This window comes from Pirellulaceae bacterium (genome assembly GCA_029243025.1).
Taxonomy (GTDB): Bacteria; Planctomycetota; Planctomycetia; order Pirellulales; family Pirellulaceae.
In genome coordinates this window covers 64,509-84,364 of sequence record JAQWSU010000045.1, presented here as the reverse complement: position 1 = coordinate 84,364, position 19,856 = coordinate 64,509, and the positions used below count along the sequence as shown (strand labels likewise).

General features: G+C 52.7%; 14 protein-coding genes. 6 read left to right on the top strand and 8 right to left on the bottom strand.

Going from position 1 to position 19,856, the window contains the following annotated elements:
* Positions 1-5: 5 nt before the first annotated feature.
* The 3 genes from P8N76_19410 to P8N76_19400 form a co-directional block, all read right to left on the bottom strand.
* Positions 6-251: a hypothetical protein gene (locus tag P8N76_19410; protein ID MDG2383850.1), complete on the bottom strand. Its 246-nt coding sequence runs from the start codon at positions 249-251 to the stop codon at positions 6-8.
* Positions 252-305: 54 nt separating this feature from the next.
* Positions 306-2,507: a protein-disulfide reductase DsbD family protein gene (locus tag P8N76_19405; GenBank protein MDG2383849.1), complete on the bottom strand. Its 2,202-nt coding sequence runs from the start codon at positions 2,505-2,507 to the stop codon at positions 306-308.
* Positions 2,508-2,846: 339 nt separating this feature from the next.
* Complete coding sequence (locus P8N76_19400) at positions 2,847-3,857, bottom strand: aminoglycoside phosphotransferase family protein (protein MDG2383848.1); 1,011 nt, start codon at positions 3,855-3,857, stop codon at positions 2,847-2,849.
* A gap of 630 nt (positions 3,858-4,487) precedes the next feature.
* Here P8N76_19400 and P8N76_19395 point away from each other — a divergent pair.
* The 3 genes from P8N76_19395 to P8N76_19385 all read left to right on the top strand — a co-directional run bounded on the left by P8N76_19395 (position 4,488) and on the right by P8N76_19385 (position 8,086).
* A complete protein-coding gene (locus P8N76_19395) occupies positions 4,488-7,193 on the top strand; it encodes a zinc-dependent metalloprotease (GenBank protein MDG2383847.1) in 2,706 nt (901 codons plus the stop codon).
* Between the two features lie 178 nt (positions 7,194-7,371).
* Positions 7,372-7,719 (top strand): P-II family nitrogen regulator, encoded by a 348-nt coding sequence (locus tag P8N76_19390; GenBank protein ID MDG2383846.1) that lies wholly within the window; start codon positions 7,372-7,374, stop codon positions 7,717-7,719.
* A complete protein-coding gene (locus P8N76_19385; protein MDG2383845.1) occupies positions 7,685-8,086 on the top strand; it encodes a hypothetical protein in 402 nt (133 codons plus the stop codon). Before P8N76_19390 ends, P8N76_19385 begins: the two co-directional genes overlap by 35 nt.
* Before the next feature lie 38 nt (positions 8,087-8,124).
* On the opposite strand, the gene P8N76_19380 is transcribed toward P8N76_19385, so the two are convergent.
* Positions 8,125-9,504, bottom strand: coding sequence for a hypothetical protein (locus P8N76_19380; GenBank protein ID MDG2383844.1), 1,380 nt, complete (start codon positions 9,502-9,504; stop codon positions 8,125-8,127).
* Positions 9,505-9,534: 30 nt separating this feature from the next.
* Positions 9,535-9,744: a DNA gyrase inhibitor YacG gene (gene yacG, locus P8N76_19375; protein ID MDG2383843.1), complete on the bottom strand. Its 210-nt coding sequence runs from the start codon at positions 9,742-9,744 to the stop codon at positions 9,535-9,537.
* A gap of 254 nt (positions 9,745-9,998) precedes the next feature.
* On the opposite strand from yacG, the gene P8N76_19370 reads away from it, so the two are divergent.
* Positions 9,999-11,351, top strand: a complete 1,353-nt coding sequence (locus P8N76_19370; protein ID MDG2383842.1) for a DUF1570 domain-containing protein — start codon at positions 9,999-10,001, stop codon at positions 11,349-11,351.
* Positions 11,352-11,367: 16 nt separating this feature from the next.
* Here the strand turns inward: P8N76_19370 and P8N76_19365 are convergent, their stop codons facing one another.
* From P8N76_19365 to aroH, 3 genes are all read right to left on the bottom strand, one after another.
* Positions 11,368-12,942, bottom strand: coding sequence for a sulfatase (locus P8N76_19365; GenBank protein MDG2383841.1), 1,575 nt, complete (start codon positions 12,940-12,942; stop codon positions 11,368-11,370).
* 84 nt (positions 12,943-13,026) lie between these two features.
* The gene (locus P8N76_19360; GenBank protein MDG2383840.1) at positions 13,027-14,733 is read right to left on the bottom strand and encodes an arylsulfatase; all 1,707 of its coding nucleotides are present in this window, start codon (positions 14,731-14,733) and stop codon (positions 13,027-13,029) included.
* Between the two features lie 189 nt (positions 14,734-14,922).
* Complete coding sequence (gene aroH, locus P8N76_19355; protein ID MDG2383839.1) at positions 14,923-15,360, bottom strand: chorismate mutase; 438 nt, start codon at positions 15,358-15,360, stop codon at positions 14,923-14,925.
* Between the two features lie 209 nt (positions 15,361-15,569).
* Between aroH and P8N76_19350 the strand changes: the two genes are divergently transcribed.
* Positions 15,570-16,595, top strand: coding sequence for an ATP-dependent 6-phosphofructokinase (locus tag P8N76_19350; protein MDG2383838.1), 1,026 nt, complete (start codon positions 15,570-15,572; stop codon positions 16,593-16,595).
* A 245-nt stretch (positions 16,596-16,840) separates the two neighbouring features.
* Positions 16,841-19,849 carry a hypothetical protein gene (locus P8N76_19345; protein MDG2383837.1) on the top strand — a complete coding sequence of 1,003 codons (3,009 nt, stop codon included), beginning with the start codon at positions 16,841-16,843 and terminating at the stop codon, positions 19,847-19,849.
* The last annotated feature ends 7 nt before the right edge of the window (positions 19,850-19,856 follow it).

Sequence of the window (19,856 nt, the reverse complement as noted above, 5' to 3'; positions counted from 1 at the left end):
TATAACTATTGCTGAGGCCTCGCCGCGACTTGTTCGGACGATGCTGAGGGGCCAGCATCCTTGAGTTCACGAATCAATTCATTCTTGGTGTAAATGCCGGTTAGTTTGCGGGGGTGGTAGGGCTCTCCAGCTGGAAAGACTGCAATCACCGGCAACTGCTTATCTCCGAGCGCATCCAGCAAAGCGGTGACGTCTTCCTCTTCATTCGACCAGTCCGCGATGAGAGTCACGATTTCATTGTCGTCTACCACTTTTCGAACTGCTTGCGTGTTTAGAACAGACCGTTCTAAGACTTTGCAGGTCGGTCACCAATCCGCGGTGAAATCGATCATGACGGTGCGATTTGCTCTGAGGTTTTCGTCGAGTGTCGCCAGCGAGTAGGGTTGCCACGGCAGTTCGTGTTCATTATTGCTCTCATAACCGAATGCAAACCAGCCAATGATGGCTGCAAAACCGCCAGCGAAAAACCAGGCTCGCAATCGGATCAGAAAACCTGATCCAACCGGAGTCCGACCAATCCACCAACAAGCTGCCCAAAGTGCGAAAATCAAGGCGATCGTCGGCACCACTTTGGCCGGCGTCACCAGCGTGAACATATAAACCACGGTGCCCAGGAGAACGAAGCCCATCAGCTGCTTGAATGTGTCCATCCATGCACCCGGCTTCGGGATAAATCGAACCAAATTAGGAAATGCTCCAATCAACAAGTAGGGGAAGGCCATGCCAATCCCCATCGCCGCAAAGACGAGATAAACCAGAGCAGGGGGTTTGGTCGCAGACCAAGTCAACGCCGTGGCGATGCCCGGCCCACTACAGGGTGTGGCCAAGATGGTTGTGATGACTCCCTTGAAGAAGGCGCCAGCAACGCCTTCCTTGGTGGCCAGCTGATTGGCAGCATTCCCGCCAACGAAACCTGGAATGGGGATTTCCCATACCCCTAGGAAGCTTAATCCCATGACAAAGACAACGGAGAGTAGCGGAATCGTAAATCCGTCGTAATTGAACTGTTCACCCCATCCCAAACCGCGGTCACTAAGTCCCAGCGAAGCTGCGGAAGCCAAGGTCGCGAGCAGCATGAAAATGGAAATCATACCGAGCGAATACCAGACATTCAGCATGAAGACGCGGCCGCGATTTTCTCCTGCCTGTTGAACAAAAGCCATGACTTTCAAGCCGATTACGGGCAAGACACAGGGCATGAAATTCAAGATGAATCCGCCCACGAGAGCTAGGACCAAAACGTAGCCGATTGAGCTTTCCTCGCCTTTAGCAACCACGATTTTCGATAGATCGAAACCACTCCCTGTGCCCGAAGTGGCAGGAGGCGAAGGAGTCGACATGAGCTCAGGTAATTCGCGGGTGTCTAAGAATTTGGCAACCGATCCGTAGTTTCCCTTTAGGAATCCCAACGGGACTGTCGCGCTCGATGTTTGATCTCCCACTTGGACGATCGCAGAAAACGCAACAGCTGTTGGTCGATCACACCGGGATTCGGTACACGTCTGATAGCCAACCATGCCACGTAATTCATGCTTGCCGGATTTCGCCGTTTGCGGCACTGTAACCGGCACCGTCCAGCTCACGCTCGACTCGTAATAACGTTGAACCGGCTCGATGCTCAAACCCGTTTCATGAACAATGATCTTGCCCGTTGTTTTGGGTTTAGCCGCCTGCCATCCGGTAGGCTGCATAATCGCAATCAGTGTCGCTTTTGAGATGCTTTTGCGATCTTCCTTCGGTGCGTAAGCGTAGACGTGCCAACCAGGATCCGGATTGATGGTGAGCTTGACTTCGATCGTGTCCCCTGGCTTGGCGGACGCAGAAGTGGATCCTTGAATCGAGGCATGAACGGCTCCTTTTCGAAATCCTTTTCCCGATGGAACGGTGAAGTTTGCGAATGCTAATGCATCGTTCACCGGTGGATTTTGATTTGTGGGGCTTACAGGCGGTGTGCGTCGTGGGGCCGTTGTCACCGCCGGTGGTTTGGCCAGTTCACCGCTCCGCTGCGCGGTGAACTTTGTGTCCATGGTCGATAGTGGGATGCATCCACCCTGTTCGTTGCAGACCTGACCTTTCACATCGCCTTGAATGACCAGGCCTTCGGCGCTAGCCCCCAATACGCGAAAGGGTGCGGTCCAGACAACCTGTTCGTCATGCTCCTCGACAGGCACTTTGAAGAAATCGGTTTTCTTGCTCGTAGGCTGCCGGTCCGGCTGAAAAGGTCCCAGCAGTTCGATTCCTTTTGAATCGAGCACGATTCGCGTACGCATCGGCCCGCCGGATTTTTGCGTGACAGAATAGACATGCCAGCCAGGCTCTAAATCGGCCGTTACCGAAAGCTCCCCCAACTGACCGTCGGCCGTGAGCTTGTAACTCGATGTAATGTGGATCTCTTGTTTGCCAGAAGACGGTGGAAGCAGTCCACTCAACTCCGGAATCAATGGAGCCGTTTGGGCGACAGCAACACTTGGGAAGACCGCCACGCAGACGAGCAAACGAAATAGCATCTTGGCAATTCCTAGGGTCATTCTCGATAGGAGTATTTTTAACCGGGGTCGGACGGCTGCTTTCGCTGTGAATTTTAGCGATAGCCGTATTCTGCGGTCAACGATCGCCGACCGCCTCCGTCGTAACTTTTCGAATTCGATAGGCGGCTGCTCGGTCCAGCCGCCTGTAGCCAGTATGTATGATACGAAGGTTGTGTTCTGGGGGAACGCCGATTTCGATTCGCTGGATCAATTTGCCGGATTTGCGCTCCTTCATGCTCGCAAATCATCAAAAATGCCAGCTAAAACCGGACGCAATTTGATTGGGGGAACTTCTTGGATTTCGAGAATGCTTGCCACCTAGATCGCGAAGGGGGATTTCGACTGGAATCGCAGCCTCCGCAGAATCTGGTCCAATCTTGCTTGAACAGCCTGCCCATTTTCAAATTGGCGATGCTCGACGTAGATCCAACGGATCCAATTGGCTGCTGAAAGTACCGAATTCGCCAAGTCAATTGCCGCTAGCTTGGCTTGATCTTCCTCGGCGATGGGGTGCACCTCTTGGTAAGCTTGCAACCCGAGTTGCCAGCGATCGGGGGCGTCACCGACCAAGCTTCCAAGCAATCTGGCGAGATCAACGGCGACCGAGTCAATTCGCAGGGCACCGAAATCAACGAAGGCCGATACTTGCGAATCATGAAACAGCACATGATCATGCCAAATATCGCGTAAGCAGGGTTGTAGATTCGACGATTTGGGGATTTCGTACAGCCATTTTTCGCATCTCGGCACGACTGATGGCATCAACGAGATGATCTCAGACGCCTGCGAGGCGAAGCGGCTATCAGGACTGACTTGGCTTGCAAGATTTGGGTTCAGGAGAAGCCGCTTCCACTGTTGCAATTGTTTTTCACGGGCAATGATTCCGGGAGCTGGCTTCACTTGTTGCGGAGTGAATCGGGTCGTAGCTTGATGGAACGTTGCCAAGGCCTTGAGGGCTGCGGTCAGTCGATCTTCAGAGGGGTCATCCCAAAAGTCGGCTTTACCTACCATCCAGGGAGAAAGTTCCCAAAAAAAATCATCGACTTTGCAGTGGGATTTTTTATTTTCGATTCGGTAGGGAAGTGGTAAGAAGCTGATTCCGTTTTCCGCCGCGTGAAACAGCACCCGGTGAATCCAGTCGAGTTGTTTCTCCGAAGGATGTTCCTGCGGCCAGCGTCTGAGGCACCACTCTTCTCCACCGATTGTCAAGCGCCAGAGTTGCGCTCCGCTGAAGCCGCCAGCGTTTCCCAACGCGGCGATCGATGTAATTCCATCTTGGGGGACAAAATGAGACAACGCACGTTGAGTTGATGCGGAGATGGATTGCATGGGAAATTGAGTTTCGGCACTGTGTGAGGGATTCCGAGCTGGATTCTACCAAGCCGACGGCAGACTCGTCTTCCAGGTGGCGTCCAGCCAGCAGTAATCGACTCAGCTCGGTGCTCAGACGGCAGTCAGATTTTATCGCGGTAGCTCGGGCGCGTTGGTCAGTTGGCTCTGCAGGAGATCACAGGCTGTGCCGAAGTGTCGCTCAGCAGACGTTCCATCGGGAGCAGGCGGTGCGAAATTGGCCGCCAGTCGACGAATAGGGAGCGACGGAGTCGTTGAAAAAGCGTCTTTTACGGAAGAAATTGACGGATTGGTGACGATGAGAAGCGTTGCGTGGCGGACAAACACGCCCGATCTGGGCCGGGAAAGGGAGGTCGAGGCTGGGGAAACGGCTTTCTTTCATTGTCACCACTACAAGCTGCCTATAATTCTCGATGAAGTCGCCTGCTAAGGCCAAAATCCTGAAGTTTTTTGAGAATGTGTGCAAGATGCGATCGTTCTGCAACACATAGGATATAGGGTATATTTGACCTCCGCAGCAGAAATCCCGCACGCGCGTCAAAACACCCTTGGCTGCACGTTCCCGTCACTCCTTTGATTTGAATCTGCTTTTAACAGAGCGAGGTGAGTATGTACTTTCGGTGTTTCACGGCGACGCTCGCCGTTTTGATGTGTGCGATGCCGGCCCGATCGCAAGAAACGGACTCTTCTGCGACTGCCAAACCTGAAACGGTCTCAGCCACCTCCACTGCTGGAAAACCTAGCAGTCCGACCGGATCGTCTGCGACTGCTGCGAAAGCCAGTCCACCGAAGCATGCGATAATTCTGAAGGATGCCAAGCCCGTCGATGGTTTGCTGCGCACTTATCGCAAAGGCAACCGGCTGTATTGCGAATTGAGTAGTGCCGACTACGTCAACCGGTACATCGTGCTGATCTCGATTGCCAAAGGGATTGGGCGAGAGCCGTTGTATGGGGGCATGTCTTGGAACATTGGTGATGACAACTGGGTTTGGTCGTTTCGCAAGGTGGACGATCGGGTTCATGTAATCCGCAAGAATGTGCGATTTCGAGCAGCGAAGAATACCCCCGAGGCGACGGCGGTCAAGAACGCGTACACCGATAGTGTGTTGTTCAGCCTGCCGATTTTAAGCAAAGGTCCACGAGGTGGCGACTTGGTTGATTTCACTCCCATTTTCATGAGTGACCTTCCACAGATTTCCCAAGTGCTTCCTGGATTTTCATTTTCGCCAACCAAGTCATCTTGGGCTTCGGTCAAGGGCTTTAAAGACAACATTGAGCTGCAAGTGGCGGCGACCTATGCATCGAGTGGTCGTTCGACGATTGAGTCGGTTGCGGACACGCGCGGTGTGACGATCAACGTTCATTATTCTATTAGTAAGGTACCGCAAACGAGTTACCAGCCGCGCGTGGCTGATGACCGTGTGGGTTATTTCGTGACGGTGGTGAAGGATTACTCGCGGCAAACGGATGACCGCTTCCTCCGCTATATCAATCGCTGGAATTTGAAGAAGGCGGATTCGTCCGCGGCGAAGTCGGTTCCCAAGGAACCGATTATTTTTTGGATCGAAAAGACTGTTCCTTTTAAATATCGCAAGCCGATTTACGATGGTATTAGCGAGTGGAACAAGGCATTTGAGAAAGCGGGCTTTATCAATGCGATTGAAGTTCGCCAGCAACCCGACAACGCCACGTGGGACCCGGAAGATATCAACTACAACACTTTCCGATGGATCACGGCTAGCGCTGGATTCGCGATGGGACCATCTCGCGTGAACCCCTACACGGGTGAAATTCTCGACGCGGACATTATTTTCGACTCGGATTTCCTGGAGTCCTGGAGGTCGAAATTTGAAACACTTACGCCTGCGACGGTTGCTTCGCTGACGGGCGGTCCGCTCGATTTAGAAACCTATCAGGAAAGTCTGAAGAAGCCTCTGATGGGCATGTCGCAAACTCAACGCGAGTGCATGTTAAGCCAAGGCATGGCGATGCAGTTTGCCTTTGGACGGACGGCCTTGTTGGCTCAGGCAGATCCGAAACAATCGGCCAAGATGCAGGAAAAACTGATCATGCAAGGGTTGAAGGAAGTCACCATGCATGAAGTCGGTCACACACTCGGATTACGACATAACTTCAAGTCCAGTACGTTCTTGTCGCTGCAGGATTTGAATGATCCTGAAAAGACCAAAGAAACGGGACTCACTGCGTCAGTGATGGATTACATACCCGTTAACATCGTTCAGGACGGAATCAAGCAGGGAGATTTTTACTCCACAACGATCGGCCCTTACGATTATTGGGCGATTGAATACGGCTACAAACAATTGTCGGGCGGTACCAAAGGCGAAGTTGCTGAACTCAAGAAGATTGCTGCGCGGAGTGGCGAACCGGGCCATGCGTATGCCACCGACGAAGACACGCGAGGAATTGATCCCGACCCCTTCTCAAATCGGTTTGATCTGGGAGATGATCCGCTTGTTTACGCTCAGAAACAGGCCAAGCTCGTGGCAAGTCTGATGCCCGGTATCGTCGATAGGATCACGAAGGATGGGGATGATTACAACGACGCCCGACGCTCTTTCAATGTGCTGCTCGCGACCCACGGTCAATCGATGTTTTTTGCCTCGCGATACATTGGTGGTCTTGATGTCAGCCGCAGTCATAAGGGCGACAAGGATGCTCCACCTCCCTTCCAAGTAATCGAAGCTAATCAACAGCGAGAAGCTCTCAAGCTGTTGTCTGAGTACGTGTTGAGTGATGAGCCTTACCAAATCGATCCGGGACAGTACAACCTGCTGGCTCCGCTGAATTGGTCCCACTGGGGTACCCCCAACAAGTCACGCGCCGACTACCCGGTTCATGATGTGATCTCGATGTGGCAGGCCCGAATTCTGTCGCAACTACTTTCGTCCTTGACGCTAGAACGGTTGCATGATGCGGAACTGAAAATTGCGAACGACAAGGATGCATTCACTGCGGCCGAATTGATTCAGGAACTTACCAACGTGATTTTTTCCGAGCTCAAGGATTTGAAGCCCGGTGAGTACTCCAATCGCAAACCGGCCATCAGTAGTTTGCGACGCAATTTGCAACGAAACTATCTGGCATCGCTGTCGTCACTTGCGATGGGAGAGACAAACGCACCGCAAGATTGCCAAGCCATTGCCTACGCTCAGCTTGGTGAGCTGATCTCCAAGATGAACGAGGCGGCGAAGCTAGAGGGGTTAGATAGCTACACGAAAGCACACCTGCAGGCAGCCGCCGATCGTGCGCTCAAAGCGAAGGATGCCTCGTTGACGCTCTATTCACCGTAATTCGGTACCCCCCTCATCTGACAATCGACGTTCGCCCCCAGAGGCTCGACCGGCAGTGGTGTCATTTCCGCTGCCGGTTCGTCTTTTCGAGTCATCGCTGCTCGATTAAACTTGGGTTGCTACGCGTTCGGGATTCCGCTCCCGAATTACTCGCCTTGCCATCTTGGGAGCGTTACCGTTGAAACTTCTATATGCGATCATTCGTCCGACCAAATTGGAGGCCGTACGAGAAGCTCTCAAGGGCATTGGTGTCGAGCGTCTCACTGTCTGTGATGCTCATGGATATGGGCGACAGAGAGGGCACACTGAGACTTACCGAGGGATGGAGTATAGTATGACACTCATTCGGAAAATCGTGCTGGAAATCGTCGTCAACGATGATTTCGTAGATCGCACGATGGAGGTGATTGAGCAGACCGGACGAGCAGGTGCGGAAGGAAATATCGGCGATGGTAAGATTTTTCAATTACCCGTTGAGGAAGTAATTCGCATTGGCGAAACAGTACGAGGCAAAGAAGCGGTTTAGCGACCGTCCCAATCCAATGAACACACTCCTGCTATCGAGTGATCTGATGCTCAGCTCGCAAGTGACCCAGGTTGCTCAGCAAGCCAACGCAGTCTGCAAAGTGGTTTCGAATGCGGAGCAACTGATCGCCGACTGCCAGTCGATGGAGGTGCAGCAGGTGATTCTGGATTTAAATTCGTCTGCGAACGAGGTCGGGACAATTGTGAGATCCATCCGAGAGGCGGTTTCTACCGTAAGAGTGATTGCAATTGCACCCCATGTCCACACAGAGAAGATCAAGAACGCTCGGGAATCTGGTTGTGACGAAGTGCTGACTAAAGGGCAATTTCACTCGACAATGCAGGATTGGTTTCGGGCGGGCAGCTGACGTTCCTCTTCAATTTTTTTGCCCAGGCAGCTTGGGTTTTAAGGCTCAGGACGAGCAGCCTTTGCTTCGTCTGCAGTGACTTCGTCTGCCGGTGCCACGCCGGGGACTCCTGCCTCATCAACCGCCAGGTTGGGCAAGCCAAGCGATAATTCATCGTCCTCCGTCATGTAAACGTCGTCGATGGGAGTTTGATCGGTGTCGTGCCGTAACAACAGATAGATGCCAGCGGCGGCTACCCAGAAAAATCCATAACTGTAGGCAGTCACAAAACTGCGAATGCAATTGGTGAACAAACCGATCAGATTAGCGCCGAACGGTAAGAAAAATCGACCGGATTGCGAATCGCTGTCCGCGAGCACCGTTCTCACCGATTCCAACGTCGAGGCGCCGGCACCCCAGGCAATTGCCCAACTCGTCAATCCGATCATCGTATCGCAGAAAAAGGCGACTAAAAACCAGCCGGCAACGCCCAGCGTCGTCGCCAAGGCGACATACAACAGATACTGCAGCGGACGCTGATAGGTGTACGCATAGGAACGACTAATGGCATCGAATGCATCCGTTCCTTCCGTGCTGACCGTGGACCACATTAAAGGCCAGCCAAAAAGTAAACCGATCGCAAAGATTGCCATGCCCAGTCCGGTCAAGCCAACAATTATCCAAAGCAAGCCAGCAATTGCCACACCGATGTCGAGTCGCATGACGATGCCGATTGCCATGAGTGGTAAACCGAGAAATATTATCGCCAACAGCGGTAAAACGGGTGCGGCGAAATAGGAGCACCATTTTTGTCGAGCAAAAGCCAATGCGTCACGAAGTCCGACTCGCTCTTGACGTCCTAATCTCAGAGCGGTAATTCGTGTTATCGCTCCACCGAATAAACACCAAACCAATAGCGTCCAAAAGCCCCCGACTGAATAAAAGAGGCATTGATCCCAACCAATCTCTTGCACGAATAGGCGACGGAAAGGTTCTGTAAGCACGTAGGCTGGCGTACGTTGAAAAACGGCTGCGACGATGGACAGGTCGGGCAGTTGTAGCATCGGGGCGCGACCATCAATGAAGCCCCGATCAGTTGTTCCACGATGTCGACGACCAAATCGTGGGTCAATGGTTGACGCAGGTTCTGTGAGGGCGGAGGGCGCAGTGTCAAGAGTGATCGTGTTTGTTTGAGGCGTGCTTCCCGGCCAAGTTGTGACTTGGTCAACAAAGACGCGTACCTGCGGCTGTTGAGCAGATACTTCGTTCAATAAGATCCGATCGGCGATTCTCCAACCTGCCGTCGAGGCAAAGCTCCCGAGAAGTGCCAGCAGCAACACCTGCATGGAAACAGACAATCGAAACAAGCCGAACAGCATTGTCCAGGGGCAAACAGCTGGCCATGAAATTGACCGTACTGATCCGTCGTTATTGGCCATGGCACGATACTTTCACATCAACAATGGGAGTTAGTCTTCGGAACTTCGTTCTTCATTGAACTCGATCTCGGGTTCAACCGGCAGGCCAATCTCTTCATCAAACCAACGGCCCAAGTCGATTTGCTGGCAGCGTTCACTGCAAAACGGCATCACGGCCGTGATCAACGGATCGATCATCCTGCCGCAGGTTGGACAGCGAACGGGGCTCGATCCACGATGATTTGATTTTCTGAAGCCCATAGCAGTCGTCCCGGAATTTGAGGGTTGGAACCGATCCTGTCCCGATCTTGAGGACTGGAACCCGGCGCCCTGAAATGTTTCTGTTTTTTTGTAGATTGGCAAGAATTATAAGTTTGAGAGAAATCGAGGAAAAGTGGGAGTTTGCCACACTCTTCCGACAGATGCGTTGACCTGAACCTCTTAACGGTTCAGAATCGGGGAATGGAGCATTTCTTGGCTAGGGTTTCTTTTCGGGCCATTTTCAATAATCACTGATGATTTTCCGACGATCCATTCTGACGGTCTTTCGGTTTGGCAGCTTTTTGCTGTTGTTCGGTGGGGTTGCGATTTCCAGCGTCCCGGCTGAAGAACGGCAATTTCCTCAGGCAACGCCAGAGGAATTAGGGCTGTTGTTGCCGTCCGCACCCGCTCGCCCCGGCGATGGGCGTCGTGTGATTGTCAACCACAAAGACGCGCTAGTGGTTGGCATCGTGCATGTTGAGGTTGGTAATCGGTTTGTCGTGCTGCTGCCCAACGGCCAATTAATCTCTGCCAAGTCCGATGAAGTGACGCCTACCGAACGCCCCTTTGTGGCGGCAACCAAAGCCGAAATCGCTCACGAATTAACGACGGGGCGCTTCCAGGGTTTTCGCACACGAACGACCAAGCGGTACATTTATGTCTACAACACCAGTGACGCGTTTGCAACTGCAACGAGTCGCATCATGGAAACGATGTATCCTGGGCTTTTTAACTATTTTCGACGCCAACGTATTCCTGTCGAGGATCCGCGTTTTCCGCTTGTCGTCGTCATGTTTCGTACACAAGATGAGTTCGAGAAGTACCGTTCGATGCCTCCAGGGTTAGTCGCTTATTATAATGGATTGTCCAACCACGTTGTGATGTACGAGCAATCACGACTGACGGAAATTGCACCCGAATTGGCATTCAAGCAATCTATCTCAACGATTGCGCACGAAGGTGTCCATCAGATTCTTCACAACATTGGCGTGCAACAGCGATTGTCCCGCTGGCCGCTCTGGTTTAGCGAAGGCTTGGCCGAATACTTTGCACCGACCGATCTGAGGAAGCGAGTGCGATGGAAAGGGGTTGGTTTAGTCAATGACTTACGTCTGCATGAGCTCAGCGAGCACTTCAAGGCGAACCGAGGAAAACCTACCTCGGGACAGCTGATTCGAAAGACGGTAGAAGCCACAAGTCTGGATTCGTTGGGCTACGCCACTTCTTGGGCGTTGGTCAACTACTTGGCAAAGCATGAGCGGGCCAACTTTTACGCCTACCTGCGACGAGTCAGCAAGATCGGTCCGCTCGAAACAGCACAGCCAGGGAGCCTGTTTACTGAATTTTTCGGTTCGGATTACCTGAAGTTGGAAAACGAGGTGTTCAAGCACTTGCGCACGCTGCCCTATGTCGATCCGATTGCAAATCAAACGCATTACGCGTTGTTGATCTTTGGGAAAAAGCGTCAACTCATGATCACGTCATCCCCGCAACAACTTCAGCTCTACAAACGACAGCAGGCGAAGGGCAAGCAGTTTCAGATCAAAGCTTTTCCTAATCGATCTACCGCCCAGCAGGTTGGGCGAAGGTGGTTGCAGGGACGCTAAAGTGAGCGTCGTATTCTCACTTGGATGCTTCCTTTACCCAAGCAGGTCGCGGAAAATCGCGAATGCGACTGTAACGCCGATAGGTCTCGAATACATCGCCTCCATCCACGATCCGTGGATCATCGGTTTGGCGGAGGAACTGCTCAAGGTTTTTCGACATTTTCAGTTTGATCGACTGGTATCGCTCGTCATCCGCCAAGTTATGCAGGCAGCCGGGATCCTGCTTGATCTGATAGAGTTCGTCGGCCGGCCGCAAATCAACGGCCCAGCCGAGATACTTGCCAAGCTCTGCATGGTTGGCGGAGGCGATTAAGAAATCGAGTGTCGGTGAAGCGTCGATGTCATGGTAGGCCGCATGCATGGGCCCCACTTTGGATCGGTCCTGCGGGTAATTCCCAACCCCCATTTTTTGAGGTGCTCCCGCGGGCCAGCGCTCCGGACGAAAGTTTCTAATGTAGAGGAACTTATCGCTGCGAATGCATCGCTGAGGATAGGAAAGATTCTGCCAACGGGAAGAAGAATGTCGTTCTCGACCGGCGTAAGTCACCGAGCGTTCAGGATCCACCGTTCCCTCCGCTTGGGATTCGAGGATTGGAAGCAAGCTCTTGCCAGACATCGGACGATCGCCCGGGTGCTGCAATTCGGCGGCCGCCAGAAAAGTGGGCATGATATCGACCAGATTGACAAGATCATCAACCACCCGTCCGCTCGGCACTCGATTTCCCCAGCGAATGGCCAAGGGGACATGCACTCCGTATTCGAAGGCGTTTGCCTTAGCGCGAGGAAAAGCCATTCCATTGTCGCTGGTCGCGACAATCAGAGTATTTTCCAATTCACCGGCTTGTTCGAGTAAATCAATCATGCGAGCTAAGTGTTGGTCAGACCATTCAATTTCAAAGCAGTAGTCGAGAATATCTTGGCGGACTTCTGGAACGTCAGGTAAGAACGAAGGCACCTCTGCGTTGTCCAATTGCTTGCCGTGAGCGAGGCCAATTCCTGCTCCAAAGGTGCGATGAGGCTCAGAACTGCCATACCAAAAGCAAAACGGTTGACCCGACTGACGATCTTGTAGAAAGGCTTCGAACGCTCCGGCATAATCGGTGGCTCGGATGCCGGGCGGTGCTTGTTGGAGGCGTTTGGTGTATTCTCGGCCGGCTGGATTGCGGGTGAATCCGCCGTCACGATAATTGCCGGGCCCCCAACCTTTGCCGGTATAGCCGACATGATATCCGGCCTGTTCGAACAGGGCCGGATAGACGGTCAGCTGATTGGAGAATGAGCTTGCATGGGTGCCTGCATGCTGATTCTGCCACGGATAACGACCTGTCAAAATTGCGGCGCGGGTCGGACTGCAGCCCGGTGAGGGAACAAACGCATTGGTGAATAGAACTCCTTCCCTGGCAATTCGATCAAAGGCGGGCGTGGTCACACCTGAAGTGCCGTAGGCTGACGCGTAGGGATAGGATTGATCGTCGGAAATGGCGAATAGAATATTCGGTGGTCGCCTGTCAGCGACGCAGGGTTCTGCGGTGAAGCAGATGCTTGCTTGGACAGTAAGCAGGAGAGACACAAAGAGAAAAAAGCGGAACATCAATTTAGTAGCTCCGAAGGTAGTTTGTCAGGGAGAGCGACGAAGGTGTTGGAATGATTCGAGGACAAGAAATCATTCCCGACTTTAAGATTTAGTTTTCTTGGGATTCCAAGGCCAGGGTTTTGCCTTCGCGTCAACAGCCCAGGATTCCCATCGCTCTGCCATCGCCTTTGCTCGCTCGGGGTGCTGTTCACTCAAGTCATGGAGTTCCGTTCGGTCTGCTTGCAGGTCGTAGAGTTCCCACTTTCCTCGCGATCCTTTGGCAACCAGTTTCCACTGGCCCTCTCGGATAGCGCGATTTCCTTCATGTTCCCAGAAAATCGGCTGCTTTCGTTCGAGTCGCTCGCCTTTCATTGTTGGGTGTAGGCTGATGCCTTGCATCGGAGTGATCGTTTCACCATCAACTTGAGTGGGATAGCTGGCTTGTCCGACGTCCACGCAGGTTGCCATTAGATCGATCAAGTGTGCCGGATCATGGACAAAGGAGTTCCGGTTTTCTGAGGCAATCGTTTTGGGCCAATGAACGATCAAAGGCGAGCTGATGCCACCTTCATGGACCCAGTGTTTGTAGAGGCGAAAGGGAGTATTGGAGGCATTCGCCCACTCTTTGCCATAGGCGATGTAGGTGTCCGCGTTGCCCGGTTTAACTCCTCGTCCCGTGCGTACAACGAATCCGTCCCGGGTCTTGCGGGGAATCATGGCCGTTTGCAATTCACCAGCACGCATCGGGCCACTGTCAGCTTTGCGGGGGGTAAGATCTTCGGGCTTGGCTGCCCGGTTACTCCCATATTCCTCGGCACAACCTCCGTTGTCAGCCAAAAAGAGAATTAGAGTATTGTCTAAATAATCGGAAGCCTTTAGCTGTTGAATGATACGGCCAATTCCTTGATCCATGCTGTCGATCATCGCCGCGTAAACTTCCATGCGGCTTTGCGACCAAGCTTTCATCTCTGCATCTTTCCAAGCTTTTGCTCGGGCGTCGCGTGGAGTCATTTTCCAGTCTGGATTGACCAATCCCATCTCGATCATTCGCTGATGTCTGGCCCTTCTCATTTTATCCCAGCCTTGGGAATAGCGCCCCTTGTATTTGGCGATGTCTGCCGGTTTTGCGTGCATCGGCCAGTGGGGAGAGGTATAAGCCACATACATGAAAAAAGGTGATCGACTGTCATGCTCTGCGATGAACTGGACTGCGTGATCACTGATCGCGTCGGTGTAATAAAAGTCATCGTTGGCCGGGACAATCAGACGGTTATTGCGCGTAAGCGAATTCGGGTCGAAGAAACTTCCTGCACCATGAATGGTGCCAAAAAAACGGTCGAAACCGCGCTGACGCGGCCAGTTCTTCTGATCTCCCGGATCAAGCTGTGGGCCAATCTTTTTTGTTACATGCCATTTGCCCGACATGTAAGTCGCGTAGCCAGCCGGTTGCATCACTTGGGCGATGGTTCGACAGTTTCGGTTCAGGTCACCCTGATAGCCAATCAGTCCGCGGTCTTCCATCATGTGGCCGATGCCAGCCTGATGTGGATATAAGCCTGACAGCAGCGATGCGCGTGTCGGGCAACAACGACCCGTGTTGTAAAACTGGGTGAATCGAAGACCGTTTGTCGCCAGTTGATTCAGGTGCGGCGTCTCGATTTCTCCCCCGTAGCAACCAATGTCGGAGAATCCCATGTCATCTGCCATCATGATGATGATATTGGGACGTTCATCGGCTCGAACTTGTTGGAGATCTACTATGACAAAAGCCGCCAGTAGGACCAGCAGCCGCAAAATAGGAAACACCATCGCAATACTCCTCGAAGCCTTTGGTATTAGCGAGCAATTCATCAGTCCACTCTCCGGTATATCATCGTCGGGAGGATCGGTTAGGTCAACGATTTAATCGATTCCAGGCGATCCGAGCAGAATCACCGTTGTGAGAAACATTTCGCAACGAGTGTTGACCGCAAAGCGTACCCATCGCTTGGCGATTGATTAGGAATCCCGATCAGGACTCACCAGATGTTGTTCGATCCAATCCTGCAAATCGTCCATGTCGACAGGCGGCAAATCAGAAAGGTCGGGGCGAAGCTGTGCGGCCCCTTTGACATAGACGTGCGAAATCTCAGTTTGTGACTTTGTCGTGTTCCAGTGGACCAGGATCCGAATGCAGTCGCGAAGAGATCCGGGGACATCGATTTCCGTTGTGCACAACAACGGCACATCAAGCCAGCCGAGTTGCCTGGCGGCTAAAGCGGGGAATTCAGCATTCAGACCCGCTGTTGTCGTGAAGATAATGCTGGCAACGTCTTCGGCTTTGATCTCGTTTTGGCGGATCATGAGTGCCAATAACTGGCGAGTCGCTGTCAAAATCGCATCCGGCGAATTTTCGTCAGCGGTTGTCGCGCCACGAACCCCTCGACAGTTAATCATCACTTGCACCAGTTTTTCAAACGGCTCTACATTGCGGCAGATCGAAAAATCCGCATCCTCGCAAAGGTTGGAAGCTATCATGCGGTTTAGACTTCGTCAAACGGGTGAAGTCCGCTGAACGCCCGCTGTCCCATTGCCGTGACTGCCGCGGCCGTGCTAGGCTGTCTGAGGGCACCCTTCTAACGCGTGTGTCCTTCCAGAGTTTTGGAATGAAACGACCCACAGCCGCTCCAGTTGGGGACATGGCGATGCGAATCGGAGTTTTCTGTAGCGGAGGCGACGCGCCAGGCATGAATGCCTGTATCCGAGCCGTCGTCCGCTCGGCACTGTCCCGAAAGCATGAGGTGATCGGTATTCGACGGGGTTACGAAGGCTTATTGGAGGAAAACTTCTGGAGCAATACGGAATCCTCTACCATGACGCTGCGTTCGGTGTCTGATCTTGGCAAGTTGGGTGGTGCTATGCTTCACTCCAGTCGGAGCGATGAATTCCGCACTCCAGCAGGGCAGCAGAAGGCAGCGGCAATTCTTCGCAAAAACAACATTGATGCACTGATCCCGATTGGTGGTGATGGCACCTTGCAAGGTGCTGTTGCACTTGCCCAGTATTGGGATGGGCAGATCGTGGGCTGTCCAGGCACGATTGACAACGATTTGATTGGTACCGACTATACGATCGGTTTTTCCACCGCCGTCCAAACGGCCGTGGATGCAGTAGATAAAATCCGCGATACGGCGGATAGCCACGTTCGTATGTTCTTGATCGAAGTGATGGGGCGACATAGCGGTTACATTGCCATCCATTCGGCACTCGCAGGTGCCGCCGAATGCGTCTGTATTCCGGAAACTCCAACGGATGTCGAACAACTGGTGAAGAACATCAAGATCTTGAAAGGTCGTGGTAAGACATCCGTGCTGATGATTGTCGCAGAAGGTGACGAAACCGGTGGTGCCTTGCAACTGCAACAGCGACTTGTTGACGCCGACTGTCCCTTTGGAACTCGCTGTGTAATCTTGGGGCATCTCCAGCGTGGTGGCTCACCAACACCCGAAGATCGAATCTTGGCGAGTCGTTTGGGAGACTTTGCGGTCCGATCCATTCAGGATGGAGCCAATGGAGTCATGGCAGGTGTCATCGCTAACCAATGTCAATTGACACCGTTCCAAGAGACTTACGCGAGGCACAAGGCGATCCCTGTCGAATACGTCGAACTGCTGGAAACGCTATCAGTCTGATATTCGCTCTTTCACTTTCTGGCCTTTTTTCCCCACTTGCCTGTATCTCTTGCATGTCCTCCAAAGCCCCCGGACTTGCCTTGCAGCAGTCGTTCATGGGGTTTCGCTGTTCTGTCGGGGCAGCGTGATCTCTTTAATTGAGAACGTGTTTTGCGAACCGTGGGATTTCTTCTCATAAGCTTGTCGAAACTGCCGACACTAACCACTGTCCGCAAGACTCAAGCTCCACACAAGAGATCGTCAGAATGCAGCTTCGCTGGCTGATAGTGATTTCACTGCTAGTGGTAATGACTGAGAGCGGTTGCACGCGCCGCCAGTATCGCTTGCGCGCGGATGCCGACGCGACCACGTTGCTGGATGAAAAGTCTGGGGGGACTCCTTGGCAACTTCCGGCCGCATACAGTGTCTATCCGAGCCCCGGTTCACGACTGGCTGATCCCACGAATCCCGATCGTCCGGTGTTGCCGCCGCCAGGGCCGGTGCTCTACCAAAGTCGGCCGATTTCTGCGGACGACTCGATTTCGCCTGACGCGCTTGGCCCAGGTGATATCCCACGCTTACTTGGTCGCAGTATTCAAGCGACGAAATCGCTCGCGTCGCTGAGACGATTGCCAAGGACAGAGGCATGGCCTGAGCCGGTTGTTGGGGAGGTGCGTTTGGCATCCGCCCTGGAACTGGTGCAGCCGCCCGAGCCCCTGCCATTGACGGTGGTCGACGAAGTTGAACTTGAACAACAGCAAGAAACGACGGATGTGCAACCCATTCCTGCGGAGTATTGGGACGCCTTGCCGACGAATTGCTTGCAGCGAATGAATGAGTTTAAAAGTGTCCGCGCGGAGTACCGGCAGGAATTTAACACTTCCCCGGAATCAGCCAGTCATGGACCGAAGTTAAATCTGTCTGAAATCGTCGACCTGGGACGTCTGAATAGCCGTGCCTATCAAACTGAAAAAGAGACGTTGTACGTTGCCGCGTTGGGAGTGTCACTTGATCGCTACGACTATTACTTGAAATTTTCGCGAGCTGGAAACGGTTCTGACGTCAACTATCGCCACACGCGTACGAATGGTGATGACCGCAGCCGTTTATTGATTCCAAGTGTGTTTCAGGTCGATCGGATGTTGGCCACTGGCGGAACCATTCTGGCGAGGTTTGCGAATGATGTGTTGCTGACGTTTAACGGACCGGATGGGTTTACTTCAGACATCGCATCCGAACTCCTGTTTGACTTCACCCAAGATATCTTGCAACGGGATGTGCTCCTGGAGCCCCTCATTCAGTCGGAACGCCAATTGGTGTACGCAGCTCGGGACTTTACCCGTTACCGTAAGCAATTCTTCCTTGAGTTGGCAAGGCAGTACTATGAAATCTTGAGAACCTATCGAGAAATCGAAATTGCTTCCCAGAACTATTTTTCCCTAGTTCGGACGGTCGAACAGGCTCAAGCGGAAATTCGCGCCGAAGTTCAGAAAGCGCCCAACCAAGTGGCTGTTGACCAGTACGAGCAAGAGATGCTCAGCGGACGTCGGGATCTGATCAATGCTTGTAATGGGCTTGAATTGAAACTCGATACCTTGAAGCTGGTAATCGGACTACCGACAGAGGCTGAGATCAACGTCAATTTGGCGGAACTTGATCGCTTGACCTTGTTGGATGAAATGGAAGTTGCTGCCGAGCGAGTCCGTCGTTGGCGGCGGCGAGTTGAAGCTCAGAGAGCTCAGCCGCTTCTTAATCGGGGTGACTTGTTGAATCCAAGTTATTTTCTGCTGGAACGTCTGATCCAGTGGATGGGTTTGCGAAAACAGGGCAACGAGATCAGTAGGGTCCCGCCGGAATTGCCCCGATTGTTGTTCGATATCAATGTCGACATCGCACTGGTCGAAGTTGAACGGGCTGAACTCGAATTGGCAAGATCTGAAGATCCTGGCGTGCCTCAACCGACAATCTTGCTGTACCAGCGAACTTCCGATGTCATTCAGGCGAGATTGGAATTGGCCCAACGCCAGCTCAAACGTTTGCGTGCGATCAGCGCAATTCACAGTGCCGACTTGGCGAACTGGAGTTTGCAAATCAAACAGGCGATTTCCGCATTTAACCTGCTCAAAGAAAGGGTGGCGGATGTTCTTGAGAACCCAGAACAAGCACGACTCGATGCCTTGCTTGAAGACACACGGGCTTTACGGGGCAAAGTAAATCGCATGGATCAGGCGCTGCGAGTGTTGGCTGGTTGGGCTCCGAATGTCACGAGAGCCGATCGTAGACGGGCAACATTTGAGATTACTGACCGGCTGCTTCTGTTGACGACGGAACTGTTACAAGAGTCACAAGGTGGTTTGCCTGCCGTCAACATTACCGAGAATGATGCGATGCTGACAGCGTTGATCCAGAGATTAGATTTGATGAACCGACGAGGTTTCCTGGCCGATGACTGGCGCCAAATCAAATACGCCGCCGATGACCTGAGGTCTGTCCTCAATTTCAATGCGACTCACACACTACGCAATGAAAAAAATGAACCTTTTGATTTTGACTTTGACTCCAGCAGCACTGATTTGAGGCTCTCGCTTGACTTGCCACTGAATCGACGACTCCAACGTAATACCTACAGGCGAACCTTAATTAACTATCAACAGGGTCGACGGAGTCTGATGGAATTGGAGGATACGATCAAATTCGAAATTCGCAATGATCTGCGTCAACTCGAGCGATTGCGAGTTCAGTATCCGATCAGTGTCACTCGAGCGGCACTCGCTGCCGAGCAAGTGATCAGTGTGCAATTGCAGCTGTCGTTGGGAATCGAGGGCGTTCGAGGAACCGACTTGCTGCTCGCCTTGCAGACGTCGCGAGAATCACTGCAAAGCGTCGCCAACGATCGACTTAAATACTTAGTGGATCGAGCTCAATTCGTCTTGAATCTCGAACTCATGCAGCTTGACTCGAATGGGTTTTGGCCCGAGATTAATGATCCAAATTATCAACCCGAACCGCGAACTATTTATCCGCGGAATGCGGGCCCGACGTATGGTGGAATTACGCCATGGGTCAAACCTTCGAAGCTTATCTATCAAATCTACCGGCATCCTCTGCCGGGAGAAGAGACGGTAATGATCCGCGGCGTCCCGGTTCAAGAGGACGCGGTGGAAACCCTTCCTGAGACGCAAGTTGTCGAGCCGTTTTCCGATCAGCCTGCTTTTGAACAGGAACTGCCCGAGCCTCCAGTCCCCAAGTTGGAGCTCTCGCCCACATCGGAGTGATGCGAAA